Genomic DNA, 26,327 nt, shown 5'->3' on the forward strand with positions numbered 1-26,327 from the left:
TTACAAGATAATTTTTCTTAAAGAGTTGTTAAGGAAAAGAACTTGGCACTATCCCTGATCGCGCGATTTAATATTCGCTGCGCAAAGGCGTATGATTTCGGCAATGCGTTTGTTTCGAGTGTCCTCACGTTTTGCCTGATTGAGCCAATAGAGGTAATTTTTTCGATAACTTTTACTGAAATTTTGATAGTTTTCATAGGCTTCTGGATGTGCTTTAAAAGCCGTGGCCAATTCAGAAGGAATGACTCCATTTTCCACGTCATCCAATAAAACCCAAGACCCATCTTTTTTAGCACTATTGATTTTGTCCAACCCGCTCTGATGCATTAATTTATCTGCAATCAAGGCCTTGATATGGGTTTTGTTGAGTTTGCTCCAAGGGCTACCTTGTTTTCTTGGGCAGAAATACTGTCTTCGTTTTCCATCTCCCAAGCTTTTTACGGTACTGTCTATCCATCCATAGCAGAGTGCCACCTGTACGGCTTCTTCCCAACGCATGCTTTCCATGTTATGATCTACGCCATAAAGAATCAGATAAATACCTGTAGAACTCTTATGATTTTCATGAAGCCAATTACGCCATTCCTGATCGTTTTTAAAATAAATTTCAGGTATTGTTTTCATGTTTTTGGATAGTGTTGACCTCTTTTTTTGAATAAAATAACCATATTATTCATATAAGGTAATCATATTTATTATTAATTTTAGCGCTGTTTGAACAAAACAACATACAAAACCACGTAAAAACGAAGTTCTTGCCACCTATCGATTTTTACGACAATACAAATTTCAACACGAATGAAAAGAATTTTTTTTATGACCGCTATGGTCATAGCCTTTTTATTATCTGGCTGTGGCAATACACGTAATGGCAACCCTAAAGTTTTGGTTTTTACAAAAACTTCTGGATTTGTTCACCCTTCAATTCCCTCTGGAATAAAAGCCGTTCAGGAATTGGGGAAAGCAAATAATTTTGAAGTCGATACGACTTCCAATGGAGCCTATTTTGAAGAAGAGGCGCTGAAGCAATATGCAGCCATCATTTTCCTAAGCACTACGGGAGATGTATTGAACAATCAACAGGAAGCTGTTTTTGAACGATATATTCAGGCCGGGGGCGGTTTTGTAGGGGTACATGCCGCTACGGACACGGAATATGATTGGAATTGGTACGGAAAATTGGTGGGAGCCTATTTTCAAAGTCATCCCAATGGTACTCCTGAAGCCACATTTACCATTACGGACAATACTTTCGGAGCCACCAGTTTTTTCACGGAAACCCAATGGACGCGGAAAGACGAATTGTATAATTTCAAGAAGATCAATCCAGATGTAAAGGTACTCTTGACGGTAGATGAAAGCACATATGAAGGAGGAGAGAACGGGGATAATCATCCTATGAGTTGGTATCATGAATACGACGGGGGGAGATCCTTTTATACGGCTTTAGGGCATACGGAAGAGAGCTATACCGAAGAGAATTTCCTAAAACATCTACTAGGGGGTATCCAATATGCTATAGGTAAAAATGAACATTTGGACTATAGCAAGGCAAAATCCCTGATTCCACCCGACGCCGATCGTTTTTCTAAAAACTCCTTGGCCTTTGGCGAGTTTTTTGAACCTACAGAAATGGCTGTTCTCCCCAATAGGGACGTTCTTATTGCGCAACGTAGAGGTGAATTGCTGTTGTATAAGCACGAAACAAAAAAAGTAAGTCAAGTTGGATTCTTGGATGTCTATCATCGAACGCTAAATTCACCGGGGGTAAATGCAGAAGAAGGATTTATGGGCTTGCAGAAAGACCCCAATTTTGAGGAGAACAATTGGATTTACGTCTTTTATAGCCCCACAGGGGACAAATGGGTAAATCGCTTATCCCGTTTTACTTTCAAAGATGATGCCTTGGATATGAGTTCGGAAAAAGTCATTCTCGATGTGGATTCGCAGCGTGAAATATGCTGCCATACCGGTGGATCTATTGCTTTTGGGGGAGATGGATTACTATACTTATCCACAGGGGATAATTCTACTCCTTTTAATGAAGAGGGCGTAAAATACGTCAATAACGGATACGCACCCTTGAATGATATTCCAGGACGCCAACAATACGATGCACGGCGTTCCTCAGGAAATACCAATGACCTAAGGGGCAAAATTCTTCGTATAAAAGTAAATGATGATGGTACCTATGATATTCCTGAAGGAAATCTATTCCCCGAAGGAACTGCAAAAACGCGTCCGGAAATCTATACCATGGGACATCGGAACCCCTATCGTATTTCTGTAGATCAGAAAAACGGCTTTGTATACTGGGGAGATATTGGCCCAGATTCTCGCGTAGATAGTCTGGAAACCAGAGGTCCTAGAGGATATGATGAGGTAGGGCAGGCCCGTAAGGCTGGTAATTTTGGCTGGCCCTTGTTTATTGCCGATAATAAACCGTATTATGAATATGATTATTCCAAAGGGGAGAGCGGAGCTATTTTTGATCCGGAAAACCCCCTAAATACCTCTAAGAACAATACGGGTTTACAAGAACTGCCTAAGGCGATGCCTGCCTATTTATGGTATCCCTATGGAGATTCTGAGGATTTTCCACAATTGACTTCTGGTGGTAGGAATGCTATGGCCGGACCGGTCTATTATACCGATTTATATCCCAAAGAAACTGCATTACCGGAATATTATGATGGAAAATTGATCATTTATGATTGGATGCGGGGTTGGATGATGGCGGTAAGTCAATTTCCTAATGGCGATTTTAATAAGATGGAACCTTTTGCTCCTGAAGTAAAGGTAAATTCATTGATCGATATGGAAGTAGGACCCGAAGGACGGATCTACTTGTTGGAATACGGAAGCGGTTGGTTTGCCAAGAACGAAAATGCAGGGCTATCCTTTATAGATTACAATGGTGGGAACAGACCTCCGGTTATCGAGGAAATCACAGTAGATAAAACTTCTGGACAGTTACCCTTAACGATTAAAGCAACGGTAGATGCCAGAGATCGAGAGAAAGATGAGGTCACGTATATCTGGGATTTAGGGAATGGCACGAGCCAAGAAACTACGACGCCCGAGATTTCCCATACCTTTGATAAAGTTGGAGAATACAAAATACAGGTAACCGTAAAAGATACGGAAGGCGCCGAAGCAAAAAGTGATGCCGTGACCGTAGTGGCAGGAAATGACAGACCGGAAATCAATATTGATATTTTGAGCGGAAATGCATCCTTCTTTATTTCGGGACAAGCGGTAAATTATAAAGTATCTGTCACCGATAGTGATGGGCAAGATCAAATAGATCCTTCCAATATCTATGTTTCCGTAGATTACCTTCAAGGTTTGGATGGCGCCTCACTCTCTTTAGGACATCAGCAGGTTTCAGCTGCAATTACAGGGAAAGCACTTACGGAAAGTATGGATTGTAAAGCATGTCATAAGGAAGCGGAAAAATCCATAGGCCCCAATTATCTGGAAATATCCCAAAAATATAAGGATAACCCCAATGGATTGGCGTACTTGCAACAAAAAATCGTAGAAGGAGGTAGTGGCGTATGGGGCGAAGTTACCATGCCTGCGCATCCTAATATCAGCTCGGACGAAACTAGGCAGATTTCCTTGTATATTCAGTCTTTAGCTGCTGAAAATCAAAAGAAAAAGTCATTACCGCCTTCAGGTACCATTATGCCCAAACCGGCAACAGGAGATAATCTTATGGTCATTACCGCAAGTTACACGGATAATGGAAATAATGGGGCAAAACCGCTAACCGGAGTGAAATCCGTTAGTTTAAAAAGTAGTACGATTAATTTTTCCAATCCGGATAATATCCCCATGGAAGGTTTTACGCCCATAAGCTTTAATGGCATGGATTTATTGGTGCTTCCTGGCGAAGGAGGTTGGTTTGCTTTAAAGGATATCGATCTTACAGGGGTGCGTTCTGCAATGATTACTGTGGCATGGCAAGATGCTCCTGTTCGGGGAGTGGATTTTGAAATGCGTTTAAATGCTCCCGATGGTAAACTTCTAGGGAAAGGCAGTATGCCTACTCCCCTAAAAGGACAACCGGGAGGTGCCGTATTTATAAATATGGAATCTGAAATGGATGTTAGGGCCGAAGAAATTTATTTCGTGTACACCCTTAAGGAGGGACAAGAACCCCTATTGACGCCTCTAGTAGCTGTTAATGTAAACTTTAATGGGAAATAAGCATCCTTCCTTAAAAAGGTTAATATGTTATTTAAAAGGAGGCAATATAGGCCTCCTTTTTTTATGCCTTTTATATTTACGATTTTTCGGCACGGCTTTTATACATTATTTCTTGGTGGGTAATGGGCTCTTTTTAAGCTTGAAAATAAAGTGTAATGGAAGCCAAGTTGTGGCTTCTTTCTTTTTATTAAAAATTAAACAATAAATTAACGTATTTTCTTCTTTAAATATAGATTATAATTTATAAATTGTAAGTGTTATCATAGTTTTTCTCGATACATGAGAACAGGACTTGTTAAACAAATCACTTTTTTTCGCGAAAGAAAGACACAAACTCTAAGTGTCTGTAAATGTTTAGAGCCTTAATAACTGTTTGAAAAGATATATTTATGTTAAAAGAAATTTTGAAAATAGAGGGAATCAAAAAGCTTGAAATTAATCAGCTAAAAAAAATGTTTGGGGGGAATTCTCCTTTGACAGGACCTGATGGCCCAAGTAACGGACCAGGTGGCACAGGTACGGGATGTGTTTGTCTAGATCCCACCGTTCCTCCGCCAGATTTTATTGCTATTCCGGTACCTTGTGATAGCGTCTGTAGTGACGGATCACTTCCGGGTTACGATCCTTTTTCGGCATAATTATTTGATCAATTTGATGAATGAGTACGTCTCAACGCCTTCAAAAGAAGCGTTGAGACGTTTTTTTAAACCGTCAAAAAAAAATAGGAGATTAATATACTCTTCCAATCATTTTATGATCTACAATGGTCTGCTTCAATGCCAAAAAATCAACTTCTCCTTGATGTTCCCAAACAATATTTCCGCCTGGTTCTATTAAAGCGGTATAGGGCAGCGCACCATTCCAATTGGGGTCAATAGCCTCTATAAGCTCATAATTGTCCTTAGAAGTGACGATGTAATTAGTTACAGCCGAATACTTTTCTTTTAAAAAGTCCAAGGCACGGGATTTCTTTTCAATTTTGTCGGCGGAAATCGACACGAACTCAAAATCACGAGCTCCAAACATACGCTGAATAACAATGAATTCCGGATACTCAATGCGACAGGGGCCACACCAGGTCGCCCAAATATTTACCAAACGCAATTTCCCACTATTTTCATTCTTCATAACACCCTTTACATCGGCAATGGAAAGATCTTCCAAGGACACTTCTTTTTGAGTCCATTCGGTATCAATCTTTTTTCGTGTTTTGGTTTTCCATCCCCATTTGGTAGAACATCCAAAGGTCTTGGTCACTGGTTGTTCAACAGAAGCACCATCTAATATCGCGTCAATGGCATTCCTTAAATCTTCACCATTGGCCGTACCAGGCTTTTCAGAATTGTCTATTCTTCCTATATATTGTAAAATTCTATTCTGGTCAAAGACAAAAGTATGGGGAGTGGCGGCAGGACCATAGGCAAGAGACACTTTTTGATTGTCACCATCATATAGATAAGGAAAATTAAAATTATGGGCTTTATCCCTTAAAATCATATCTTCATACGTGTCACCTAGGTCGGAATATCCCAATTCTTCATAGAGAAGCCCCAAAGGACTGTTGGGTGAAATGGCTATAATTTGAACACTCTTATCGGCATAATCGTCTACAATACGTTTTATGCGCTCCTCATATGCTTGGGCAGTTGGACAATGGTTACAGGTAAAAATAACCACCAGAACAGAAGCATCGTCGTAGTCCGCTAAGGCGTGATATTTTTCATCTGTTCCCGGAAGCCTGAAATCGGGAGCTTTATCGCCAATTTTCAGCGGTTTTACGGTTTGTTCCGGTACTTCAACAGGATGGGAAACAAAATCAAAAACCGCTGCAATTTCAGCTTGTTTGCCATCTTCTGCTTTTTTAGGTTCGGATTTACATTGGCTAAGACTAAAAGCAAGCAATAAGTAGAATACGTATGTGGGAGCAATGCGCAATGATTTCATGTCATTATATTTTTTAATGCTGAGTATTGATTGAAAGTGTATATGCTCTCAAATGTATTAAAATCATTTAGAGTATGCCAATTGCTCGGATTTCAAAAAAGCAATCCCGTTGTTTTTAACATTTTAGAGCATTCATCCTATTAAAAAATACATTTTGTCTTATGGGGGTGTGAATTCTTCCATTCAAGTTGAGGAAAAGTAAACCAAAACCAAATTTATCTTTTATAAGACATGAAGTAGAATGCAGATTATGTTATAATACCATTCCTAATTTGTATTGTTGCTTTTGTATTCTATATCTTGGCTGTAAATTTGATGCATTTCGTATGAGGAAAGCATCAATACGATATTGACCCCTACACAAATATGTTTTCGCTATTTAAATGATGTCCAGAATTAACCACATTTTTATTTTATTTCTTCTCTTGATGTGGAGTACCGCGGTAATTCCCCAGGAAAATTTTGAGGACTTTAGTTTTGTGAACATTAAAGAGGGAATATCTAGAAGAGCCGTGTCTACCATGATAGAAGATCATCATGGTTTTAAGTGGATAGGGACTTCTGGCGCGGGCATTTATAGGTATGATGGCATCAACTATATTTCGTATAGTTATGATGGTAGTCAAGATACCAGTATAAGTAGTAATCTGATCTATTGTACCTATTTGGACAAGGAGAACAGACTTTGGATAGGCACTGATAACGGATTGAACCTTTACAATCGGGATTTAGATGAATTTATTCGTATTGATTTGAACAAAGGACTGAATCCTAGGATAGAGAGTATTTTTTTGGTGGAGTGTTTGCTCGAGGATGGAGAGGGGAATCTATTGGTGGGAACTACCAATGCAGGTTTGTTAAAATTGAATCTGGATACTTTTGAAATGGCCAGAGTTCCTTTGGAAGAACCCGTATATGATTTTTTTGAAATTAATAATGTAGCAAAAAACTCCAAAGGAGAAATCTATGCCGTCACTAATTTGGGCTTAAAGAAATACGATAGGAATAGGAATGTATTGGTCCGATATCGATATTCGGAAGCAGGGAACATAAAAAGTATTGACGAACCCATAAATGCCATAATTTTTGATTCCCGGGATAATTTATGGTTGGGGACCACGGAGCAAGGAATTATTAAGATTCCCGAACATGAGGGCAAACCAGAAGTACAGCGATACCTTGTTTCCAATAAAAAAATCTTTTCGATGTTGGAGTTGGAGGGTGACAAGATTTTATGCGGAACAGAAAATGATGGTCTTCTGCTGTTGAATGGTGAAGGTGAGATTTTAAAAAGATATGTCAATAACAAGTTTGATAAGAACAGTATAAAATCCAATTCTGTCTGGTCTATTCACCAAGATAAGGAAGATAGAATTTGGTTAGGCTACTTTAATAGTGGGGTAGGAGTGTACGACAGACTATACAATAAGTTCCATGCTATTGAGAGTTTGCCCAATGAAACCAATTCGCTACAGAATGGAGCGGTCACGGGAATTATAAAAGATGCCGCTGGAAAATTGTGGATTACCATGGATGGGGGAGGAATAGATATCTATGACCCCGATACTAGAAAGATCGAACATATCAACAATAGTAATACCACAAAATATAGCGGTTTAACAACCAATCAGATCATCTCCATTTTTATAGATAGTCAAGAAAATTCATGGGTGTCGAGCTGGAATGGAGGTATTTATTTCTTAAAAAATGGAAGTAAGGAATTTGTTAATTACACTATAGATAATACGGATGGCGGCTTATTGTCCAATAAAATATTCAGTATAACGGAAGATTCCCAAGGGTACATTTGGATAGCAACTTTTGAGAATGGGCTTCACTTTTATGACCCCTACCAAAATAGATTTTTTCCTTGTACGGATAAACCCTTTGCAGATCATGCGCTCGTAGATGCCAATATAAGAACTGTGCTGGCTGATCGGAACGATAATATTTGGTTGGGCACTACTAGTGGCCTTTTTAAGGTGAGGAGAGAAAGTTCCGGGGCTTTCACCGTTGTTTCCTTAAAAAATAGAATGTCCGAGAAGCTAAAAGAACACCCCAGTACCCACCTGATCCAATCGGTTTACGAAGCTAAGGATGGTAAAATATGGGTAGGTACGGATGGCGGCGGACTCGTTATATACGATTCCGAAGAAGATAATTTTAAGGCACTCAACAATGTGCCGGGACTTTCGTTAAAATCAATAAGTGCCATAGTGGAAGATAAGAATGGCACCTTTTGGATCAGCGGGAAATCTGGCATTGCAAAACTGGAGGCAGATTTTAGCAAAGCAACGATTTTCACTGTGGATGACGGCTTGCTTGTAAATGATTTTAACGATAATGCCATATATGTAGATGATAATGGCGTACTCTATTTTGGGAGTTATTTGGGAGTCAATTATTTTAACCCCAATAGGCTGCCTGAAAATACAAGTGAACCTTCGCTTTATTTTACAGATTTTAAGTTGTTCAACAAAAGTGTTCTTCCGGGAGGAGCTAATTCCCCATTGGACAAAGTTATTTCAGAAACAAAAACCATTACCTTAAAACATAAACAATCTGTATTTAGTTTGGAATATGTGGGAATCAATTATACGCGTCCCGAGAAAACGCAATATGCCTACTTTTTGGAAGGTTTGGATTCTGAATGGAACTATGTGGGAAATGTGCGTACGGCCAATTATACCAATTTGGCACATGGAGACTACGTTTTCAAGGTAAAATCGGCCAATAATGACGGTGTATGGAATACTGCGCCCTTAACTTTAAAAATTAGGGTATTGCCTCCCTGGTGGAAGACAAATTGGGCCTATGTCTCTTATGTAATCCTATTTTTTATCGGAGTTTTTGCGGTAAACGCGTTTCAAAAGAATCGTTATAGAGAAAAAAGAGCAGTGGAGTTCGAAAGGGATAAGAGGATACAGGAAGAACGTTTGAATGCTAAAAAAATTCAGTTTTTTACGAATATTTCCCATGAGTTCAGGACTCCACTGACCTTGATTATGAATCCATTGCTAGATCTGATCAAGAATCCAAATTTGGACCTTCCAGATGTAGTTCAGCAAAAGCATCAGATTATTTATAAGAATTCTGATCGTCTCTCTAGATTGATCAATGAGTTAATGGATTTTCGAAAGTTGCAATCCAATAAAATATTGATTCAGGTTAGGGAAATGGATGTGGTGCAGCAAGTAAGGGATATTCTGACCTATTTTGAGGATGAGGCGGTCAATCGGCAAATCGTGTTGGAATTTCAACCAGAAGTAGAGAAACTTCAATCCTGGTTAGATTCCAATATGCTGGAAAAAATTCTTTTTAATATCCTATCCAATGCTTTTAAGGTGACACCAAATAATGGCCGAATTAGTGTTTTTATTTCTAGAAAACAAGGCAGTGTTCAACTTCCTTTGGTAAGTAGCGAAGAGGCTGTGGAGGTTTTTGAGCTCTCGGTAAGGGATACAGGGCCAGGACTAGACCAAAAGGAATACAAGCGCATCTTTAAACGATTTTATCAAGTAGGCAAGCTGAACAAAAGCTATTACGGCAGTACTGGGATCGGACTAGAAGTAGTGAAAGATTTTGTGGAGTTGCACAAGGGCAAGATCGAAGTGGAAAGTGAAATTGGGAAAGGAACGGAGTTTATCATGACTTTTCCTTTGGGGAAGGCACATTTTTCGGAGAATGAATTGTTTCGAAAAGAAGAGGATGATTATGTTTTGGATAATAGACAAACCCTCGGTACAAATGCGCCGGATGCCAAGGAAACAGAAGCTGTTGAAACCGTTGAAAACCCCTACACCCTCTTGATTGTTGAGGATAATGCAGCTTTATTGGAATACTTACAGGCAGAATTTAGAAAACAATTCAAGATCATTACCGCAGAAAATGGAGCCGAAGGCTTAAAAATGGCCCAAGAAAAACTCCCTGATATCATTATCACGGATGTTGTGATGCCTGAAATGGACGGGATGGAATTGTGCAAACAAATAAAAAAAGACCTTAAGACCAGCCATATACCATTGTTGATGCTTACCGCTAAAACCATGATTGCAGATCGCCTGGAAGGCATTGATTCAGGGGCCGATGCCTACTTGGACAAACCCTTTGATATGGGAATTTTGAAGGCTACCCTATTGCAACTACTGAGCAGTCGCAAAATTTTATTCGATAAATACTACAAGGGGGTAACCAAAACGTCCCATACAAAAACGACCTCCGTAGATAATGAATTCATCCAAAAGGTGCTCGATTTCACCCATAAAAATATTAGCGAACCAGATTTGAGTGTAGAACTATTGGCCTCACAATTCTTCTTGAGCAGAAGTCAGTTATACCGAAAAACAAAAGCGCTTACCGGAGTTTCCGTAAACGAATTTATCCGAAAAGTCCGTTTGGAAAAAGCTAAAGAATTGCTGGAATCAGGAGAAGGCAATATCAGTGAAATCACCTATAAAGTAGGGTTCTCTTCACCCTCATATTTTACCAAATGCTTCAAAGCAGAATTTGGGTATTTACCTACCGACACCCCTTTAAATTAACATTGTTTTTTGTTTACAAAATGTTAGGGTAAAATTAAATTTTTATCAGGCCTTACTTTGCCTAAATGTTCCCTAAGCCCATGTAAATAGGCATAATGCAACAAAATTGTTATTAAATGCATCATAAGTGTTATCTATTTTACGTATAGCAAAGCTAGATTTATGGGCTATTAATTTTGTGAAATGTTTAAGGTTTCATTTAGGATGTTTTCACACTATTGACAAAGTAAACTACAAACTGGAATTAATTTAAAATTAACCGATTTTTATGAAGATTAAATTTTTTAGAACGCTATTGTTTATGATGATCGTATTGTCTTCTGGCTTTGCGCTAGGACAAACGGTAAGCGGTACGGTCACAAGTGATGGAGTACCATTGCCAGGGGCGACCATAGTGGTGAAAGGAACCACAAATGGCACTTCCACAGATTTCGATGGATTATATACCTTAAACGAAGTTCCTTCGGATGCTGTCCTGGTATTCAGTTATATAGGTTATGTTACCCAAGAAGTTGCCGTGAATGGGAGAACAGAAATCAATGTGGTTATGGATCAGGACGCTAAGGCTTTGGATGAGGTGGTGGTGATCGGTTATGGAACCCAAAAGCGATCAGAGCTTACGTATGCCGTCTCTACGGTAAAAGCGGATCAGATCAGTGAAATTCCTGCCGCGGATATAGCGCAGACCTTACAGGGGCGTGCAGCAGGAATCACGGTAATCAACGGGGGCTCCCCTGGAGAACGTACTGCCATACGTATTCGGGGTTTAAGCACCTTTGGTAGTGGAGATCCCTTATATGTTGTCGATGGCGTATTTACCAATAATATCAATAGCATCAACCCTGGTTCCATAGAAAAGGTAGATGTGTTGAAAGATGCGGCTTCAACCGCAATATATGGATCTAGAGGGGCCAATGGGGTAATTATCATTACCACGAGTAAAGGAACTAGAGGAAAGGCCAATTTTAAATTTAGTACCTATGCAGGTTTTCAACAATCCAATAAGCGTTATGATGTATTGAATACAGAGCAATATATCCAATACATTAGAGAAGTGAATGCACAATCCTTCATTCCCGGTGCTGGAGGTGCTCCTATTCCAAGAATAAACGATGATCCCAATTTTGATGGAAATGGTATAGATACCGATTGGCAAGACGAGTTCTTTCGGTCTGCACCCATAACAAATTATGATTTTAACGTTTCGGGTGGATCGGAAATCGGAAGGTATAATTTTGGATTTTCCGCTTTTGATCAAGATGGTATTTATGTGGATACTAATTTTAAAAGACAGACCTTTAATATTAATAGTGAAGCTAATGTTACAGATAAGTTTAGGGTTGGTGAGACCTTTTCCCTTGGTTTTTCACAAAGAATTGCGCCGCAAGTAGCTGGCGGTCGCGAACCCTTGTTCAACCTTTTAGCATCTGCACCCTATGTTCCTGTTAGAAACCCAGATGGTACTTTTGCAGGAGCTCAGGATGGCGATAATAACAATGCAAGAAATCAATTACGGGTACAAGATTCAGATGATAACCTAAACAGATTTACATCTTTAATAGGTTCTTTGTATGCGGAATACGATCTTCCTTATGGTTTTAAATTTAGAAGTCAATATGGCTTGGATGCCTTCTTTTCCTTTCAGGACAATATACAAAGGGCTTTCTCTGTAGGTGAATTTTCAAGAGATATTACCAGTATCAATAAAGGTCGTGCGAGTCAAATCTCTCGAATTTTTACCAACTCACTATCTTTTAATAAAACCTTTGCAGAAGTCCATAATTTTGAAGCTACTTTAGTCTCTGAGCGTCAAGATACACGCTTTGAAACGCTTACAGGTTCTAGTACCAATGAACTTACTTCTGCCATCAACGAATTGGTGGGTACCGGAGGTACCAACAGTAGAACGGAAGATAATATTTTAATCTCGTATTTAGGGCGTGTGAACTACAACTATGATGGGAAGTACTTAGCTTCGGCTGCGATACGTAGGGATAAATCATCCAGATTTGGACCTAATAACCAAGTAGGATGGTTCCCATCTGCTTCTGTAGGATGGGTAGCGTCTAAAGAAAGTTTCCTAGCGGATAGCGAAGTCATCAACAACTTAAAGTTCAGGGCCAGTTACGGGGTTACCGGAAACAATAGAATTCCATTTGATGTGGCCAATGCTAACGTAGCTTTTGATTTAATATACCCTGTAGGAGGGGTAACTTCATTGGCTTCAGCCGTAAACGGAATTGCAAACCCAGATGTACAATGGGAGGAAGCTACAAAACAAAACTTTGGGGTTGACGTAGGTTTATGGAACAATAAAGTAACCTTTACCGGAGAATACTTCATAAATTCCAGTGACGGTCTCTTGGTCAATGAAACCGCTAGGGCCAGTGCTGGAGGCGGTGGCGGGAACCAAGGTTTGGGTATTATCCGAAATGCTGGTGATATCGAAGTAACTGGTTTTGAATTTACGGTAGGTTATAACGATTATGAAGGGGATTTTAAATGGAGTGCCAGTGCTAATTTCACCACCACAGAAAGTACGGTGAATAGTTTGGGACAACAAGATCAATTGTTACAAGCAAGAATCAATCCCTTAGAGGCTAGTGTAAGTAGATTGGCTCCGGGACAACCTTTATATCACTTTTTCGGACGAATTTTCGAAGGGGTGTACTCTACAGAACAGGAAATCATTGATGATTTAGGCGCAGATAATTTAGATCCTACTTCAGGAGCCACCTATCAACCAAGACCTGGAGATGCCCGTTTTAGAGATATCAATGGCGATGGGGATATCACAGATGAAGATAGAACGATAATCGGAGATCCCAATCCTGATTTCACCTATGCGGTAAATTTAAATGCATCCTATAAAGGCTTTGACTTCTCCGCCTTAATTACTGGGGTTCAGGGGGCGGATGCTTTTAATACCAACGTATTCAGTTTAGAAGGACAGGAAAGAGTAAACAATGCTGGTGTGGAGGTATTGCGCCGTTGGCAAAATCCTGGTGACATCACCGATGTACCAAGGTTTCGATTTGGACGTAATGACAACAATCAAATTTCTACCAGATTTATTGAAGATGCGTCCTATGCCCGTTTAAAGAATGTCACTTTAGGGTATTCACTACCTGCAGATCTTTTGGATAGAGTGTTCAATGGCACCATCAGTAAGGTGCGATTATATGTGCAGAGCCAGAATTTGGTGACACTAACGAATTACTCAGGACTTGATCCAGAAATAGAGCCTTTCTATGGTGCTGCTGGAATCATTGAAGGCTTGAATATCGATAGGGGTAGAGGACCACAGCCTAAAACCTTTTTAACTGGATTGCAAATTGAATTTTAATAATTAGACTATGAGAAAAAGATTAAGTTTTAAATTATTCTATACGATGATTGCTGCTATGGCCTTCATCATATCTTGTAGCGATGATGCTACAGTGCTAAATGAGAACGAATTGCCACAAGTATCCTTTATTGCAAATTTAGATGCAGCTGGTTTAGCGGCTACGGCAAGTTCAACCTATGCACATTTACAAACGCAAGGATTGTATCAGCGTTTCGCATATATCTTACCCGATACCTTTAGTGATGAAATGGTACCTTCGGAGGATGCCAACTTTTTGCCCTCTTCAGAATTTAGAATCACGCCTATTTTGGATCAAACTGCTTTGTATTGGACGGCCTGTTATAATGGGATTTCCAGATGTAATTTTCTACTTAGAAATGAAGAAGCGATTCGTGCAAGAATAGGAAATTCGGATATTACCGAAGCAGATGCGGATATGGCTCTGGGAGAAGCGCGTTTTATGAGAGGCTTATTTTATTTCTTTCTAGTGAAAAGATATGGAGGTGTTCCGCTGGAGTTGGACGAAGAAACCCCTTTAACCGGTATCCCAAGAAGTTCGGTCGATGAAACCTATGCGGCGATTATCAGTGATTTACAACAAGCTACCCAATTATTGCCTACCAAGGAAACATTGGCGGCTGAAGATATTGGTAGAGCTACCCGGGGAGCTGCGCTGGGGATGTTGGGAAAAGTCTTTTTACAACGGGGAATGCATGCCGAAGCGAGACAGGTGTTAAGCGAAATCACAGGCTATACCTTATTGCCTAGAGAACAATACCGGGATAATTTTAACGATGGAGGGGAATTCAATGATGAATCCATGTTCGAAGTCATATTTACCGGTGAAGATGCCATGGACCAAAGATGGAACGCCAATGGTGTAGGATTGGGTGAAGTAACTTTTCATGCCCAAGAGTATACCGGTTGGGGCAACGCACGACCTTCTCAAAAAATGATTGACGAATATGAACCGGATGATCATAGACTAGCAGATCATATTTTACTACCCGGAGATACTTTTGGCGCTGCTGATGATCAAGTAAATACCAATGGTAACCTCTGGTTTAAATTTTCCCAATTGTATGAAAATGATGCCACGACAGATTTCGGAGCTACCAATGCAAGAGTGCTCCGGTTTTCGGATGTGGTCTTAATGCAAGCGGAGGTGGAAAATGCTTTGGGTAATGATGCGGCTGCTATTGATTTTCTTAATCAATTAAGAACACGTTCCGAGCTTCCGTTGTATGGTAGTGCAGAGATGGACAGTAGGGGATTTCCGGTAACAACACCGGCGGAGGTGTTTAATGCCATTGTTCATGAGCGCATGGTAGAACTTTCGGCAGAACAGAGTCGTTTTGATGATTTGATACGATGGAATTTGGATGCCCAGGAATTGGCTGTAGATGATAACGGGTTTCCTCGGGGGTATAGTCCGGATATACACCGTCTCATGCCCATACCGCAGACAGAAATTGATACCAATGATGCTCTGACCACAGCGGATCAGAATCCAGGGTTTTAATCTATTGGGTTCAAAAAATGCATATAAAAGCAGAGATAAATTCTCTGCTTTTTTTATCATATCCATATGTTGATATTAAGATTTATTTTTTAAAAAATTACATAAGATTAGGTATTTTAGAGGTTTAAACTTTTTTACGCTATGAAAGGTATTGCTTATATCTGTTGTTCCCTTCTTATACTCGTATGTATTGCTTGTAGTGGAGAACAATCCAAGACCGTATCGGAAGAATCCAGGGCCATTGGAAAAATATTTTCAAAATTAGATGCGGCGTCAACCGGAATCACATTTGCCAATGTGCTTACGGAAACAGATACCCTGAATTATTTTACCTATCCCTATCTCTATATGGGAGGGGGAGTAGCTACTGGGGATATTAATAACGACGGATTGGCCGATCTCTTTTTTACGGGAAATATGGTGTCTAACCGACTTTATCTGAATAAAGGAAATCTCCAGTTTGAAGATATCACCGAAAAAGCCGGCATCGGAGGTGATGACCGATGGTTTACCGGAACTACGATGGCCGATGTAAACAATGATGGCTATTTGGATATCTATTGTATGGTGGCGGGGCAATCTAACCCCAAAGACAATTTGTTATACATCAATAACGGAGATAATACCTTTACGGAGAGGGCCAAAGAATATGGCCTGAACGATATTGGAAATAGTGTGGATGCCTCTTTTTTTGATTATGATAAGGATGGGGATTTGGATGTTTTTGTAGCCAATTACCCTATCACACCCTTCCAATACAATAGTTTAAATTACAGGAATAGAATGGACCATGTTTCTGACGTGGAAACGGATAATTTGTACCGAAATGATAATGGCCATTTTACCAAAGTTACAGAAGAAGCCCAAGTAAAGGTATACAGCCTATCGCTTAGCGTTACCGTAAGTGACCTTAACAATGACGGATGGCCCGATATGTATGTGTCCAATGACTTTCAGTCGCCAGATTGTATGTACATCAATAACCAAGATGGAACTTTTAGCAATGTGATTAAAGAATCTACGGAACATACTTCTTTTTACGGGATGGGAGTGGATATTGCTGATTTTAATAACGATGGTTTTGCAGATATTCTTCAAATGGACATGGACGCGGCCTCTAATAGAAGGTCCAAAGCCAATATGGCCAGTATGAACCCCCTGATGTTCGAAAATATTGAACGGATCGGTTTTCAATACCAGTTTATGCAAAATTCATTGCAAGTAGGGAATGGAGTGCAAAAGGGCAATGTACCTAAGTTTAGTGATATCTCCAGATTTGCAGGGTTATCCTCTACAGATTGGAGCTGGGCCCCCCTCTTTGCCGATTTGGATAATGACGGATGGAAAGATGTCTTTATTTCCAATGGTACACGCAGGGAAATCAACAATAAAGATTACTTTAATGCATTGAAAGGCGAGAAGAAAAATAAAGATAGCCTCCTGATCAAAAGCCTAAGGATTCCTTCGGAAAAAATAGATAATTATGTATTCCGCAATAAAGGGAACTTAACCTTTGAACGTGCCAATGATTATTGGGGACTTTCCCATGAAGGCTTTTCTAATGGTGCGGTATATGTGGATTTGGACAATGATGGGGATTTGGAAATTGTGACCAATAATATTGATGAAGCACCTTCTCTTTTTGAGAATACCAGTGCCACAACCAACAATTATCTTTCTGTTCGCTTTAAAGGCGCTCCTAAAAATGAATTTGGTTTGGGGAGCAAACTAGTCCTGACTGCGGGCGATTTGGTGCAAACACAGGAATTGACACTAAGTAGAGGATTTCAATCTTCCGTAGCCCCGCAATTGCACTTTGGATTGGGACAAATAGCTAAAATTGATGAAATCAAAGTGTCCTGGCCCGATGGAAAAGAAGAGGTAATACAAGGTGTAGCGGCCAATCAATTGTTGACCTTGGAGTATACAAATGCAAGGGTGGCTTCTGCAGTTACGGGCAATGAAAGAATGCTTTTTGATAGTTTTTCAGATACTTTGGCCATCTATAAACACAAAGAAAACCGTTATGATGACTTTAAATATGAAATACTCTTACCTCATAAAACCTCCCAATTTGGTCCGGGCATTGCCGTAGGCGATATCAATGGGGATCAATTGGACGATTTTTATGTGGGTGCTGCCTCCAAGTACCCTGGAGGGCTGTACTTTCAACAAGCCGATGGTAGCTTTGAACAGCAAAAGTCGCAGATTTTATTAGAGGATAGACAGTATGAGGATATGGGGGCATTGTTATTTGATCCAGATAACGATGGGGATAATGATCTGTACATTGTCAGTGGTGGGAACGAATTTAAACATGATTCCCCTATGCTTAGAGACCGCCTCTATATCAATGATGGCAAGGGGAATTTTTCCAAAAATATTTCGTCGCTTCCTTGGATTATCTCAAGTGGGAGTAGGGTATATGCCAATGATTTTGATAAGGATGGGGATTTAGATCTTTTTGTTGGTGGAAGGTTAGTGCCTACAAATTATCCCGCACCGGCAAACAGTTATATTTTGGAAAACATTAGCACTAAAGGAACTCCAAAGTTTAGGGATGTCACAAAAAAAGTAGCCCCGCAATTAACGAAATTAGGTCTGGTGACCACGGCGAATTGGGTAGATTATGATCAAGATGGTTGGACCGATCTTATTGTAGCGGGAGAATGGATGCCCATTCGTGTCTTTAAAAATAATCAGGGGAAGTTCAACGAAACTTCTGAAATTTTAGGCCTAACAGATACCACAGGTTGGTGGTTCAGTCTTATCAGTGAGGATTTTGATAATGATGGGGATATTGATCTCATGGCTGGAAACCTGGGATTAAACTATAAGTATAAGGCTCAGGGTGATGAGACTTTTGATGTGTATTTTAATGATTTTGATGGTAACAAACGCAATGATATTGTATTGAGTTATTATAATGATGGGGAGAAGTATCCCGTGCGCGGTCGTGAATGTTCTTCTCAGCAAATTCCCTCCATAAAAAAGAAATTTGAAAGTTATAATGAATTTTCCACCGCCACATTGACCGATGTCTATGACGAGAATAAATTGGAAAGAGGCTTGCACTATCAAGTAAAGTCCTTTGCCAGTCTGTATTTGGAGAATAAAAATGGGAAATATATACCACATCAATTGCCCAATGAAGCGCAATTGGCCCCTATCAATCAGATTTTAGCCAAGGATTTTGATGCAGATGGAAAATTGGATGTGGTCATTGGAGGGAATCTCTATGCCTCCGAAGTGGAAACGCCAAGGGCAGATGCTGGAAAAGGCTTATTTTTAAAAGGAAATGGAAAGGGAGGTTTCGCTCCAATAATGGCAACGCGCAGTGGTCTGTTTACGGAGGGAGATGTCAAAGACTTGGCATTGATAAAAATTAAAGAAAAAGAATATATCCTCTCTGTCAAGAACAATGATTTTCTACAATTTATTCGATACAATGCTCCCAGTTTATAGTATGGGCTAGGAAGTATAGGCTATTAAAAAAAGGGAGATGAAAGTTTTGTTTAGGAAAGCTAAAAAGTTGGGTCGTATAACGACCCAACCTAAGCTAACCAAACTTTAAAAATAACATGGTCCAATAAGATTTCTTGCCTTAAATCCTTATTGAAATTCATGCCATAAAAGTAGCAAGATGGACATCGGAACAATACAACAGATGAAGCAAAAAATGACACAAATGTTGTGGGAGTTTCCTTTTCAAGCTATTATATCTCTTGTAACTGGGTATGCAAGGCTTTGAAATAATCAAAGGCATGAATTAGGCGGGAGCCATACCAAGAAAAGTATTCCCCATCCACTAAAACAGCTTTAGCTTTGGTAGGCATCAATTTTACCTCTTCAATATGTTTTTCTGAGAAAGGAAAGGGTTCTGAGGAAAGTAACAGGAAATCGGGCTTATGCTGATCTAACGCATTCATATCTATTTCCGGATAGCGTGCTATTGTACCAAAAATATTAACAAATCCATTAAGCTCTAAAAGGTGGTGAATGAACGTATTGTTTCCTACAGCCATCCATGGGTTTTTCCAAATAAAATACGCCACTCTTTTTTTAGATGTAGTAGAAACAAACTGTTTGAAATCAGCCACTCTATTATTTAGGATGGTACAGAGCGCTATAGCCTTGTCTTCGCATTGGAAGAGGACGCCATATTGCCTAATCAAATCCAACGTTTCATCAATTGTTGCAATATCGGCAACATGCACTGGATATTTTTTTTCCAAGGCAAGAACCATTTCCTTGGTATTTTCTTCCTTATTACAAAGAATAATATCTGGTTTTAAGGCATCGATCTTAGCCAATGAAATTTGCTTTGTTCCACCTACTACGGTTTTATTCTTTCTAAGGTGTACCGGATGTATACAGAACTTGGTAACACCAACAATGTATTCTTCCAATCCTAAATCTACAAGAAGTTCCGTTTGGGATGGATTTAGGCATATGATACGGGATGGTTTTTGAAGAAGATTTACTTTTCTTCCCATTTGATCTATCATAGACTCTTCTGTTAAGTGAATACCGCAATCGTGCGATATCCGTTTTTACATCTTGAGGAGGTCCTTCATTTTATCCTCAATTTTTTTCCTGTGAAAATTGATTTGTCTTTCTATGATGATGCCTTCTGAATTAATTAAATACACCATGTTAGGGGCTTGCCCGTACAAGGTCCAATAGTCATTTTCAGGATTGTCCAAAAGAATTTTAGGTTGTATTTTAAATTTTTCCTTCCATTGCCTGGACAATGTTTTACGTTCGCCATAGGTCTCAGGTTTCTTGGCCGCGATACTATCCCTAAGGTTTTCTGAACGAATCCAAATGCTATTTTCTCGAGAATACGGGCTTGGATGGTTCATGGGATGGGCCTCCATAGTATAGATTATAAAGATATCGATTTTGGAACCGTACTTTTGGTAGAGTGCATCTATTTTGGGCAATGATCGTCTGCTTAAATCACAAGTATAGCTTCCATTGACTAACAATATGGGACGTCCTTTCTTAAGTTGTTCGGATAAATTGAAGATATCCCCTTCAACCGAATGAATAGTGAAATCTGGAGCTAAGATTCCTTTTTTGGGCATGATGGAATCCCATATGCCAAAATAATCACTTTGCTTTACAGCTTCTGATACCTGAAAATGGAGAAGATCACTGTCAGTAGGTCTGGAAATGTCCTTCTTGGATGTGGTACATTGCACAAGAGCCAGCGTAGCGATAAAAAATATCAAAATAAAACGAAATCCTAATACGTTCTTCGTCATTTCAAGATTTCAGTTAAGGATTAAACCTATTGATAAACCCACTAAAGGCTTGGATAAAATGGGGACGAGGCCTTTCCATAAATGCGGCATGATCTCCTCCGCTAATGACCACCCAACTCTTATCTGCTGTTTTTAAGCGTGTAAACAATTTTGTTTGTCGATCCGTGGGACCAATGGGGTCCAATTCCCCTTGTAGTACCAACACCGGCAGTTCAAGGGTGGTGGGTGCAATTTGATTGTACTCGTTCAAGTTTTTCCAATCCACTTTTATAGGGTCCGCTTGTAAGGCTACGTTCACATAAGTGTCAATGGCCTTTTGACTAATACTGCCCGGAACAATAAAGTCGCTGGCCGCAGCTTCCGGGGTATTTACTATTTTGGCCAAACGATGATCTTTAGGATCTTCAGGGATACGATTATCCAAATCTAACCAAAAACCAAAGAGACTAAGGCTGGCGATATGATCCGTTTTTTGCTGAGCGGCCAAAAGAGATATCGTAGATCCCATGGACCACCCAAATAAATGCACTTTAGCCCTATGCTGTTTTTCGGAAATCCATTGTAGAACCTCATGTACATCTTTGGCGGCCTTATTAGGGGTATTCCATTCCGTACTGTCCCTGGGCGTACCGCCATAACCCCTAAGATCAATGGCATAGGTAGCATAACCTTCGGCAACCATTCCATCCATTAAGGAAAGGTCTTCCCCTTCCACTTGTAGATCAAAATCAGGAACACCGCTCCAAGTCCTTCCATGAACAAATAGAATTGCTCCTTTGGGGTTTGTTGGACTCTTTTCCCAAACAGCCAAAGGATGCCCATCGGAGAGAACGGTATGCTGAATTAATGTAGCTTTCACAGGGGCTTTTTCCTTTTGATGTATAGAAGCGTCCGTTTCTTTGACTTCTCCTTTACAGGAACCAAGGAACAATGTAACAATGATGGGAAAAAGAAGGGTTCTGAATAGGAATTTCATATTGATTTTTTTAGCGTAAAAGAACAGCATTTCAAAGATCAGCGAAATATATTGTTTTTAAAAGGAATTCTTCTTTTTTAAACCATAGGAATTCCGTTTTAGTCACGATATCATAGGGACTCTTGATCTTTTGGAAAAATAGAATGAAACTTGGGAAGGAGATCCTTCTTAAAAACCATTCTTTTTCCCGTGATAGGATGGGGCAACTCCAAAGAGAAGGCATGTAGGTATAACCCCTTGCCCTTGAGAATAAGGGGAGTTTGGCCATAGTGTTGATCCCCTAAAATGGGATTGCCCAGACCTGCTAAATGTATCCGCAATTGATGCCTTCTTCCCGTTTTAGGGGATAGGGATACCAAATTCAATTTCCCAAATCGTGCAGAGGGTACTGTTTTTAAGACCGTATAGTCAGAATGCGCTTTCTTTGTATGAATAGGAGTGGTTAAAGATCCTTGAAGTGGCATGTCCCCTATAGTAATGGCCAAATACGTTTTAGAGACCTGTTGCTGTTCAAAAAGACTATTTAAAGCAGTGATACTAGAACTTGTTTTTCCCACAAGCAATACTCCGGTAGTAGGATAATCCAAACGATGCACGGGCTGCGGCCTAACGGCATCCAACTTAGCGCTTTGGTTTAGATTTTGTTCCAGAGCATTGGAAATGGTTCTAAAATGATTCCCGCTGACTAGAATTCCAGCAGGCTTATGAATAACGGCAAGGTCATCATCTTCATAAAGAACTTCAAGGGGCATAACGAGCTGTTTTCCAGATGAAATAGGGGCAGGGGCATGGAGCGTGATGATTTCATTCCCTCTAATCTGTATGGCAGTGGAAGCTTCTTTTCCATTGACAAAAACCCTTCCTTTTTTTATTGCTTTTTTTAAGGCAGATTTTGTTGGGACAGTACTAAAAATACCCACTCCATATTCTTGCAAACGGATTGGCTTTTCTTGAAAAGGAACAATATGCGTTTCGATAATTCTAGGTTTTAAGGAGCACGATTTCCGCTGCCTTTGCTGTAATCAAGGCCCAAGCATTTTCTATATGTTCTCGTTCTACATGGGTTTGTCCTATGGACATTCTCAAGGTATAAATACCGTTCACTACAGTGTGGGTCAGGTAGATGCGGCCTGTTGCATTTAGTTCATGTAATAGTGTTTTGTTTATGGTATTCAAGCTATGGACATCCTGAATAGTGTCTGGAGCAAAGTGAAAGCATACCAAATTCATACTTCGGGCTACGACCAATTGAAAGTTGGGCGATTTTACAATTTGATTTTCCAGCCATTTGGCCAATTCAATATGGTAACGAAGTTTCTTTTGTAATCCCTCCAAACCATAATATCTGAGTACAAACCATAGTTTTAAGGAACGAAAACGCCTTCCTAGAGGAATGCCCCAGTCAGAATGATTATTGACTTTTCCATCCGTGTTTGTTTTGAGATACTCGGGCAATATGGCAAATGTATGGACCAAGGCCTCTTTATCTTTGACAAAATAGGCCGAACAATCAAAGTTCGTAAATAGCCATTTATGTGGATTAAAGACAAAACTATCGGCCTTTTCTATACCAGACAGCAATGCTCGATATTCCGGTAATAATAGGGCAGAACCGGCATAAGCCGCATCTATATGTAGCCAAATATTGAATTTTTTAGCAATTGCCGCAATTTCTGCCAAAGGGTCCATAGCTAGAGTTCCTGTAGTGCCTAAAGCACTAACAATACATAGGGGCTCATATCCATTTTGAATATCCTCTTGAATACTTTCCAGCAATACTTCTGTTCGCAATTGAAGCTGGGCATTGGTGGGTATTTTTATCACATTATGCTTTCCTATTCCTGCTATTTTAGCCCCTTTTTCAATAGAGGAATGGGTTTCTTCCGAACAATAAATGCGAAACTTTGTAAACCCCTCAAAGCCTTTTTTGTTGACTTGATGCTTGGATTTTTGCTCCCTAGCCGTAATGATCGACGCCAAGGTAGCGGATGAAGCGGAATCCTGGATCACTCCAGTCCAATGCTCCGGAATTCCCATAGGTTTTTTAAGCCATTCCATTACTTTTTCTTCCAACTCCGTGGAGGCAGGGGAGGTATCCCATTTCATGCCTTGTACGCCCAGGGTCGCCGTCAACATTTCCGCCAATAGGGATGGCGTACTGGTATTGGCCTGAAAATAGGCGAAAAAATTAGGGTTTTGCCAATGTGTCACCCCTGGAAGAATAATGTTTTTGAAATCGCTGAAAATAATGTCCAAAGACTCTCCTTCCTCTGGAATGCTCCCCTGAAGTTGATGGTATATTTCCTTGGGATATACTTGGGATTTAACGGGATAATCCTCAACATTATCCATATAATCTGCCATCCAATCTACAAATTGATAGGCATATTTTCGAAATTCTTTGGAGCGCTGACTCATATAAAAAGTTGATGTTTTGAATAGCTGGATATAAAAGATACCCTAAAGATACTGGATTATAGCTCATGGCATAGTTCAAATGCGCAATTTGTATCAAGGTAAATTCTAAAGATTGTTCCTTGAGAAGTTAAAAATTCTTGTGTTCTTGCCCACTTTCCCATTTGCACAGGAGAAAGCAGTTTTAGGGGAGTTTAGATTATTATGCGAAGGAATTAATGACCTGCATTCCCGTATGTTCAAAATTACCCATTTGCGGTAGGGCAATAGTGGCCTCTTCCAGGCTGATGGTCTTTGCGATTAATTTTTGTGGCTGCAATTTTCCATGCTTGATCATTTCTAAAAGTTCTGGATATTTATAAGCTTGCATCCCATGGCTTCCCAAAATTTCCAGTTCATTGGCCAACACCTGATCCATAGGTATTTTAGGATGTTGATGATCTCCAGTCATTAGGCCAACCTGAAGATGCTTTCCCCTTTTGCGCAAATTGGCTACCGAATTAAAACAAGTGGTGGCACTCCCAAGAGCATCCATGGAAACATGAACGCCACCTTTGGTCAATTCACGGATGTGCCCAACAACATCCTCTTGGGTTTTGGCATTGACCGTTGCAACGGCTCCCAATTCCTTTGCCAAGTTTAAGGTAACATCATCAATATCCACAGCGATTACCTGTGCTCCTAGGGCATTGGCGATCATAATTGCCGATAAGCCTACACCGCCACATCCGTGTATGGCCACAAATTGCCCAGCACTTACTTTTCCTTGTGCTACAATTGCCCTGAAGGAAGTGATAAATCTGCAGCCTAAAGTGGCTGCGGTAACATCATTGATTTCCTCCGGTAACACTACCAAGTTGGTATCTGCCCGATCTAAGGCCACATATTCTGCAAACGATCCCCAATGGGTGAATCCAGGTTGGGATTGGTGATCGCACACTTGGTGGTTTCCGGAAATACATTCCCCGCAATGCCCACATCCGCAAACAAAAGGCACCGTAACCCGATCTCCAATAGTAAAATTGCGTACATCCTTGCCAATGGCAGCTACGGTTCCGGCCAATTCATGACCTGGTACATGCGGTAAGTTGATATCGGTGTCGTGTCCCATCCATCCATGCCAGTCACTACGGCAAAGGCCAGTGGCTTTGACCTCGATGACCACGCCGTGACCTTTGGGTGTTGGATCGGGTACATTTTTTAACTCAATTGGACCTTGAAATTTTTCAAAAACTGCTGCCTTCATAAAATGCTATTTAGAAAGGGATATTAACGTTACATGATAAAGTGGTTATTGGATAGCATCCAAAAAAGGTTTCATTTCCAAAAGGGAAATATCATCGCGTTTGCGCAATTGTCGCAAGAACCATCCTTTGTGTCCGGCACCATAAATAATAAGCACTCTTTTTCCTTCGTAGCGGTGTTTTTCCAACGCTTTTTCAATATTCCAATAGTGGGCAATATTAATATTTTCCCAGCCACCAAGACCTAGTTCTACATTGAACAATTTGTTGTATACCTGAAGGCTAATATCTTGGATACTGTCATAGGTGTGGGTATGGATAAAGTAGGGGTCATTTACTTTTCCAGTACTTCTATACACAGAGTCCGAAAGTTGATTGGCTTCCGTATAAGCTTTCCAATCTGCCGTTCTGGAACTGTCCCTGCTTATTGCCCGTAATTTTTGTTGTCGTTCCTGGGCCATGGGAAGTGTCCATCCGGCGGTTGGAATAATCTCAAAATCCATTTCCTTGGTCAAAGGAAAAACAACATCAACATACTCTGGAAAGCGCAAAACGCGGGGCTCCGAAATACTGTCGTCCCGTTGAAAACCCTCCATGGCAGCATCAAAACGATCAGGTGGAATTTCAGCAAGAATGTAATCGGGTTTTATTTCGCGTATAAGTTTATCCAAATAATCGGTGTTGTAGATACTATCGGTTCTATGTCCACTATGAATGGCTCCTAAAACCAGCACCTCATTTTTGGGGTTATCCGTATTTTGTGTAGCCCCATTGGAACCACAAGCCCCGACGAGAAGCAAAGAACTGAGAAAGAAGAGATATTTAGACATCTTCGGTTGTTTTTTATAGGA

15 protein-coding genes are annotated in these 26,327 nt (G+C 40.1%); 6 read left to right on the forward strand and 9 right to left on the reverse strand.

Annotated elements, in window-relative coordinates; all coding sequences use genetic code 11:
- Positions 1-48 precede the first annotated feature (48 nt).
- Positions 49-624, reverse strand: a complete 576-nt coding sequence (locus ACEXOE_RS19650) for a YdeI/OmpD-associated family protein (protein WP_394750564.1) — start codon at positions 622-624, stop codon at positions 49-51.
- Between the two features lie 174 nt (positions 625-798).
- Here ACEXOE_RS19650 and ACEXOE_RS19655 point away from each other — a divergent pair, with 174 nt between their 5' ends.
- Together ACEXOE_RS19655 and ACEXOE_RS19660 are read left to right on the forward strand one after the other, a co-directional pair.
- Positions 799-4,215 carry a ThuA domain-containing protein gene (locus tag ACEXOE_RS19655; RefSeq protein WP_394750565.1) on the forward strand — a complete coding sequence of 1,139 codons (3,417 nt, stop codon included), beginning with the start codon at positions 799-801 and terminating at the stop codon, positions 4,213-4,215.
- A 389-nt stretch (positions 4,216-4,604) separates the two neighbouring features.
- On the forward strand, positions 4,605-4,853 hold the full coding sequence (locus ACEXOE_RS19660) for a hypothetical protein (RefSeq protein ID WP_394750566.1): 249 nt from the start codon (positions 4,605-4,607) through the stop codon (positions 4,851-4,853).
- Between the two features lie 91 nt (positions 4,854-4,944).
- On the opposite strand, the gene ACEXOE_RS19665 is transcribed toward ACEXOE_RS19660, so the two are convergent.
- Positions 4,945-6,159, reverse strand: a complete 1,215-nt coding sequence (locus tag ACEXOE_RS19665) for a redoxin family protein (RefSeq protein ID WP_394750567.1) — start codon at positions 6,157-6,159, stop codon at positions 4,945-4,947.
- Between the two features lie 428 nt (positions 6,160-6,587).
- Here ACEXOE_RS19665 and ACEXOE_RS19670 point away from each other — a divergent pair, with 428 nt between their 5' ends.
- The 4 genes from ACEXOE_RS19670 to ACEXOE_RS19685 all read left to right on the forward strand — a co-directional run bounded on the left by ACEXOE_RS19670 (position 6,588) and on the right by ACEXOE_RS19685 (position 19,036).
- Positions 6,588-10,700 carry a hybrid sensor histidine kinase/response regulator transcription factor gene (locus ACEXOE_RS19670; RefSeq protein ID WP_394750677.1) on the forward strand — a complete coding sequence of 1,371 codons (4,113 nt, stop codon included), beginning with the start codon at positions 6,588-6,590 and terminating at the stop codon, positions 10,698-10,700.
- A gap of 268 nt (positions 10,701-10,968) precedes the next feature.
- The gene (locus ACEXOE_RS19675) at positions 10,969-14,046 is read left to right on the forward strand and encodes a SusC/RagA family TonB-linked outer membrane protein (RefSeq protein ID WP_394750568.1); all 3,078 of its coding nucleotides are present in this window, start codon (positions 10,969-10,971) and stop codon (positions 14,044-14,046) included.
- Between the two features lie 10 nt (positions 14,047-14,056).
- Positions 14,057-15,571 carry a RagB/SusD family nutrient uptake outer membrane protein gene (locus ACEXOE_RS19680; RefSeq protein ID WP_394750569.1) on the forward strand — a complete coding sequence of 505 codons (1,515 nt, stop codon included), beginning with the start codon at positions 14,057-14,059 and terminating at the stop codon, positions 15,569-15,571.
- Between the two features lie 141 nt (positions 15,572-15,712).
- The gene (locus ACEXOE_RS19685) at positions 15,713-19,036 is read left to right on the forward strand and encodes a VCBS repeat-containing protein (protein WP_394750570.1); all 3,324 of its coding nucleotides are present in this window, start codon (positions 15,713-15,715) and stop codon (positions 19,034-19,036) included.
- 251 nt (positions 19,037-19,287) lie between these two features.
- Here ACEXOE_RS19685 and ACEXOE_RS19690 read toward each other — a convergent pair whose 3' ends face one another.
- The 7 genes from ACEXOE_RS19690 to ACEXOE_RS19720 all read right to left on the reverse strand — a co-directional run bounded on the left by ACEXOE_RS19690 (position 19,288) and on the right by ACEXOE_RS19720 (position 26,306).
- Positions 19,288-20,079, reverse strand: a complete 792-nt coding sequence (locus tag ACEXOE_RS19690; RefSeq protein WP_394750571.1) for an ABC transporter substrate-binding protein — start codon at positions 20,077-20,079, stop codon at positions 19,288-19,290.
- A gap of 45 nt (positions 20,080-20,124) precedes the next feature.
- Positions 20,125-20,841: a TlpA family protein disulfide reductase gene (locus tag ACEXOE_RS19695; protein ID WP_394750572.1), complete on the reverse strand. Its 717-nt coding sequence runs from the start codon at positions 20,839-20,841 to the stop codon at positions 20,125-20,127.
- 13 nt (positions 20,842-20,854) lie between these two features.
- Positions 20,855-21,817 (reverse strand): alpha/beta hydrolase, encoded by a 963-nt coding sequence (locus ACEXOE_RS19700; RefSeq protein WP_394750573.1) that lies wholly within the window; start codon positions 21,815-21,817, stop codon positions 20,855-20,857.
- A 110-nt stretch (positions 21,818-21,927) separates the two neighbouring features.
- Entirely contained in the window at positions 21,928-22,752 is an 825-nt protein-coding gene (locus ACEXOE_RS19705) for an RluA family pseudouridine synthase (protein ID WP_394750574.1), read from the reverse strand.
- A 46-nt stretch (positions 22,753-22,798) separates the two neighbouring features.
- Entirely contained in the window at positions 22,799-24,235 is a 1,437-nt protein-coding gene (locus ACEXOE_RS19710; protein WP_394750575.1) for a pyridoxal phosphate-dependent decarboxylase family protein, read from the reverse strand.
- Positions 24,236-24,434: 199 nt separating this feature from the next.
- On the reverse strand, positions 24,435-25,478 hold the full coding sequence (locus ACEXOE_RS19715) for a zinc-dependent alcohol dehydrogenase family protein (protein WP_394750576.1): 1,044 nt from the start codon (positions 25,476-25,478) through the stop codon (positions 24,435-24,437).
- Positions 25,479-25,523: 45 nt separating this feature from the next.
- A complete protein-coding gene (locus ACEXOE_RS19720) occupies positions 25,524-26,306 on the reverse strand; it encodes a hypothetical protein (protein ID WP_394750577.1) in 783 nt (260 codons plus the stop codon).
- Between the last annotated feature and the right edge of the window lie 21 nt (positions 26,307-26,327).

The sequence above is a fragment of the Spongiimicrobium salis genome, assembly GCF_043678055.1.
In the GTDB taxonomy this organism is placed as follows: domain Bacteria; phylum Bacteroidota; class Bacteroidia; order Flavobacteriales; family Flavobacteriaceae; genus Spongiimicrobium; species Spongiimicrobium salis.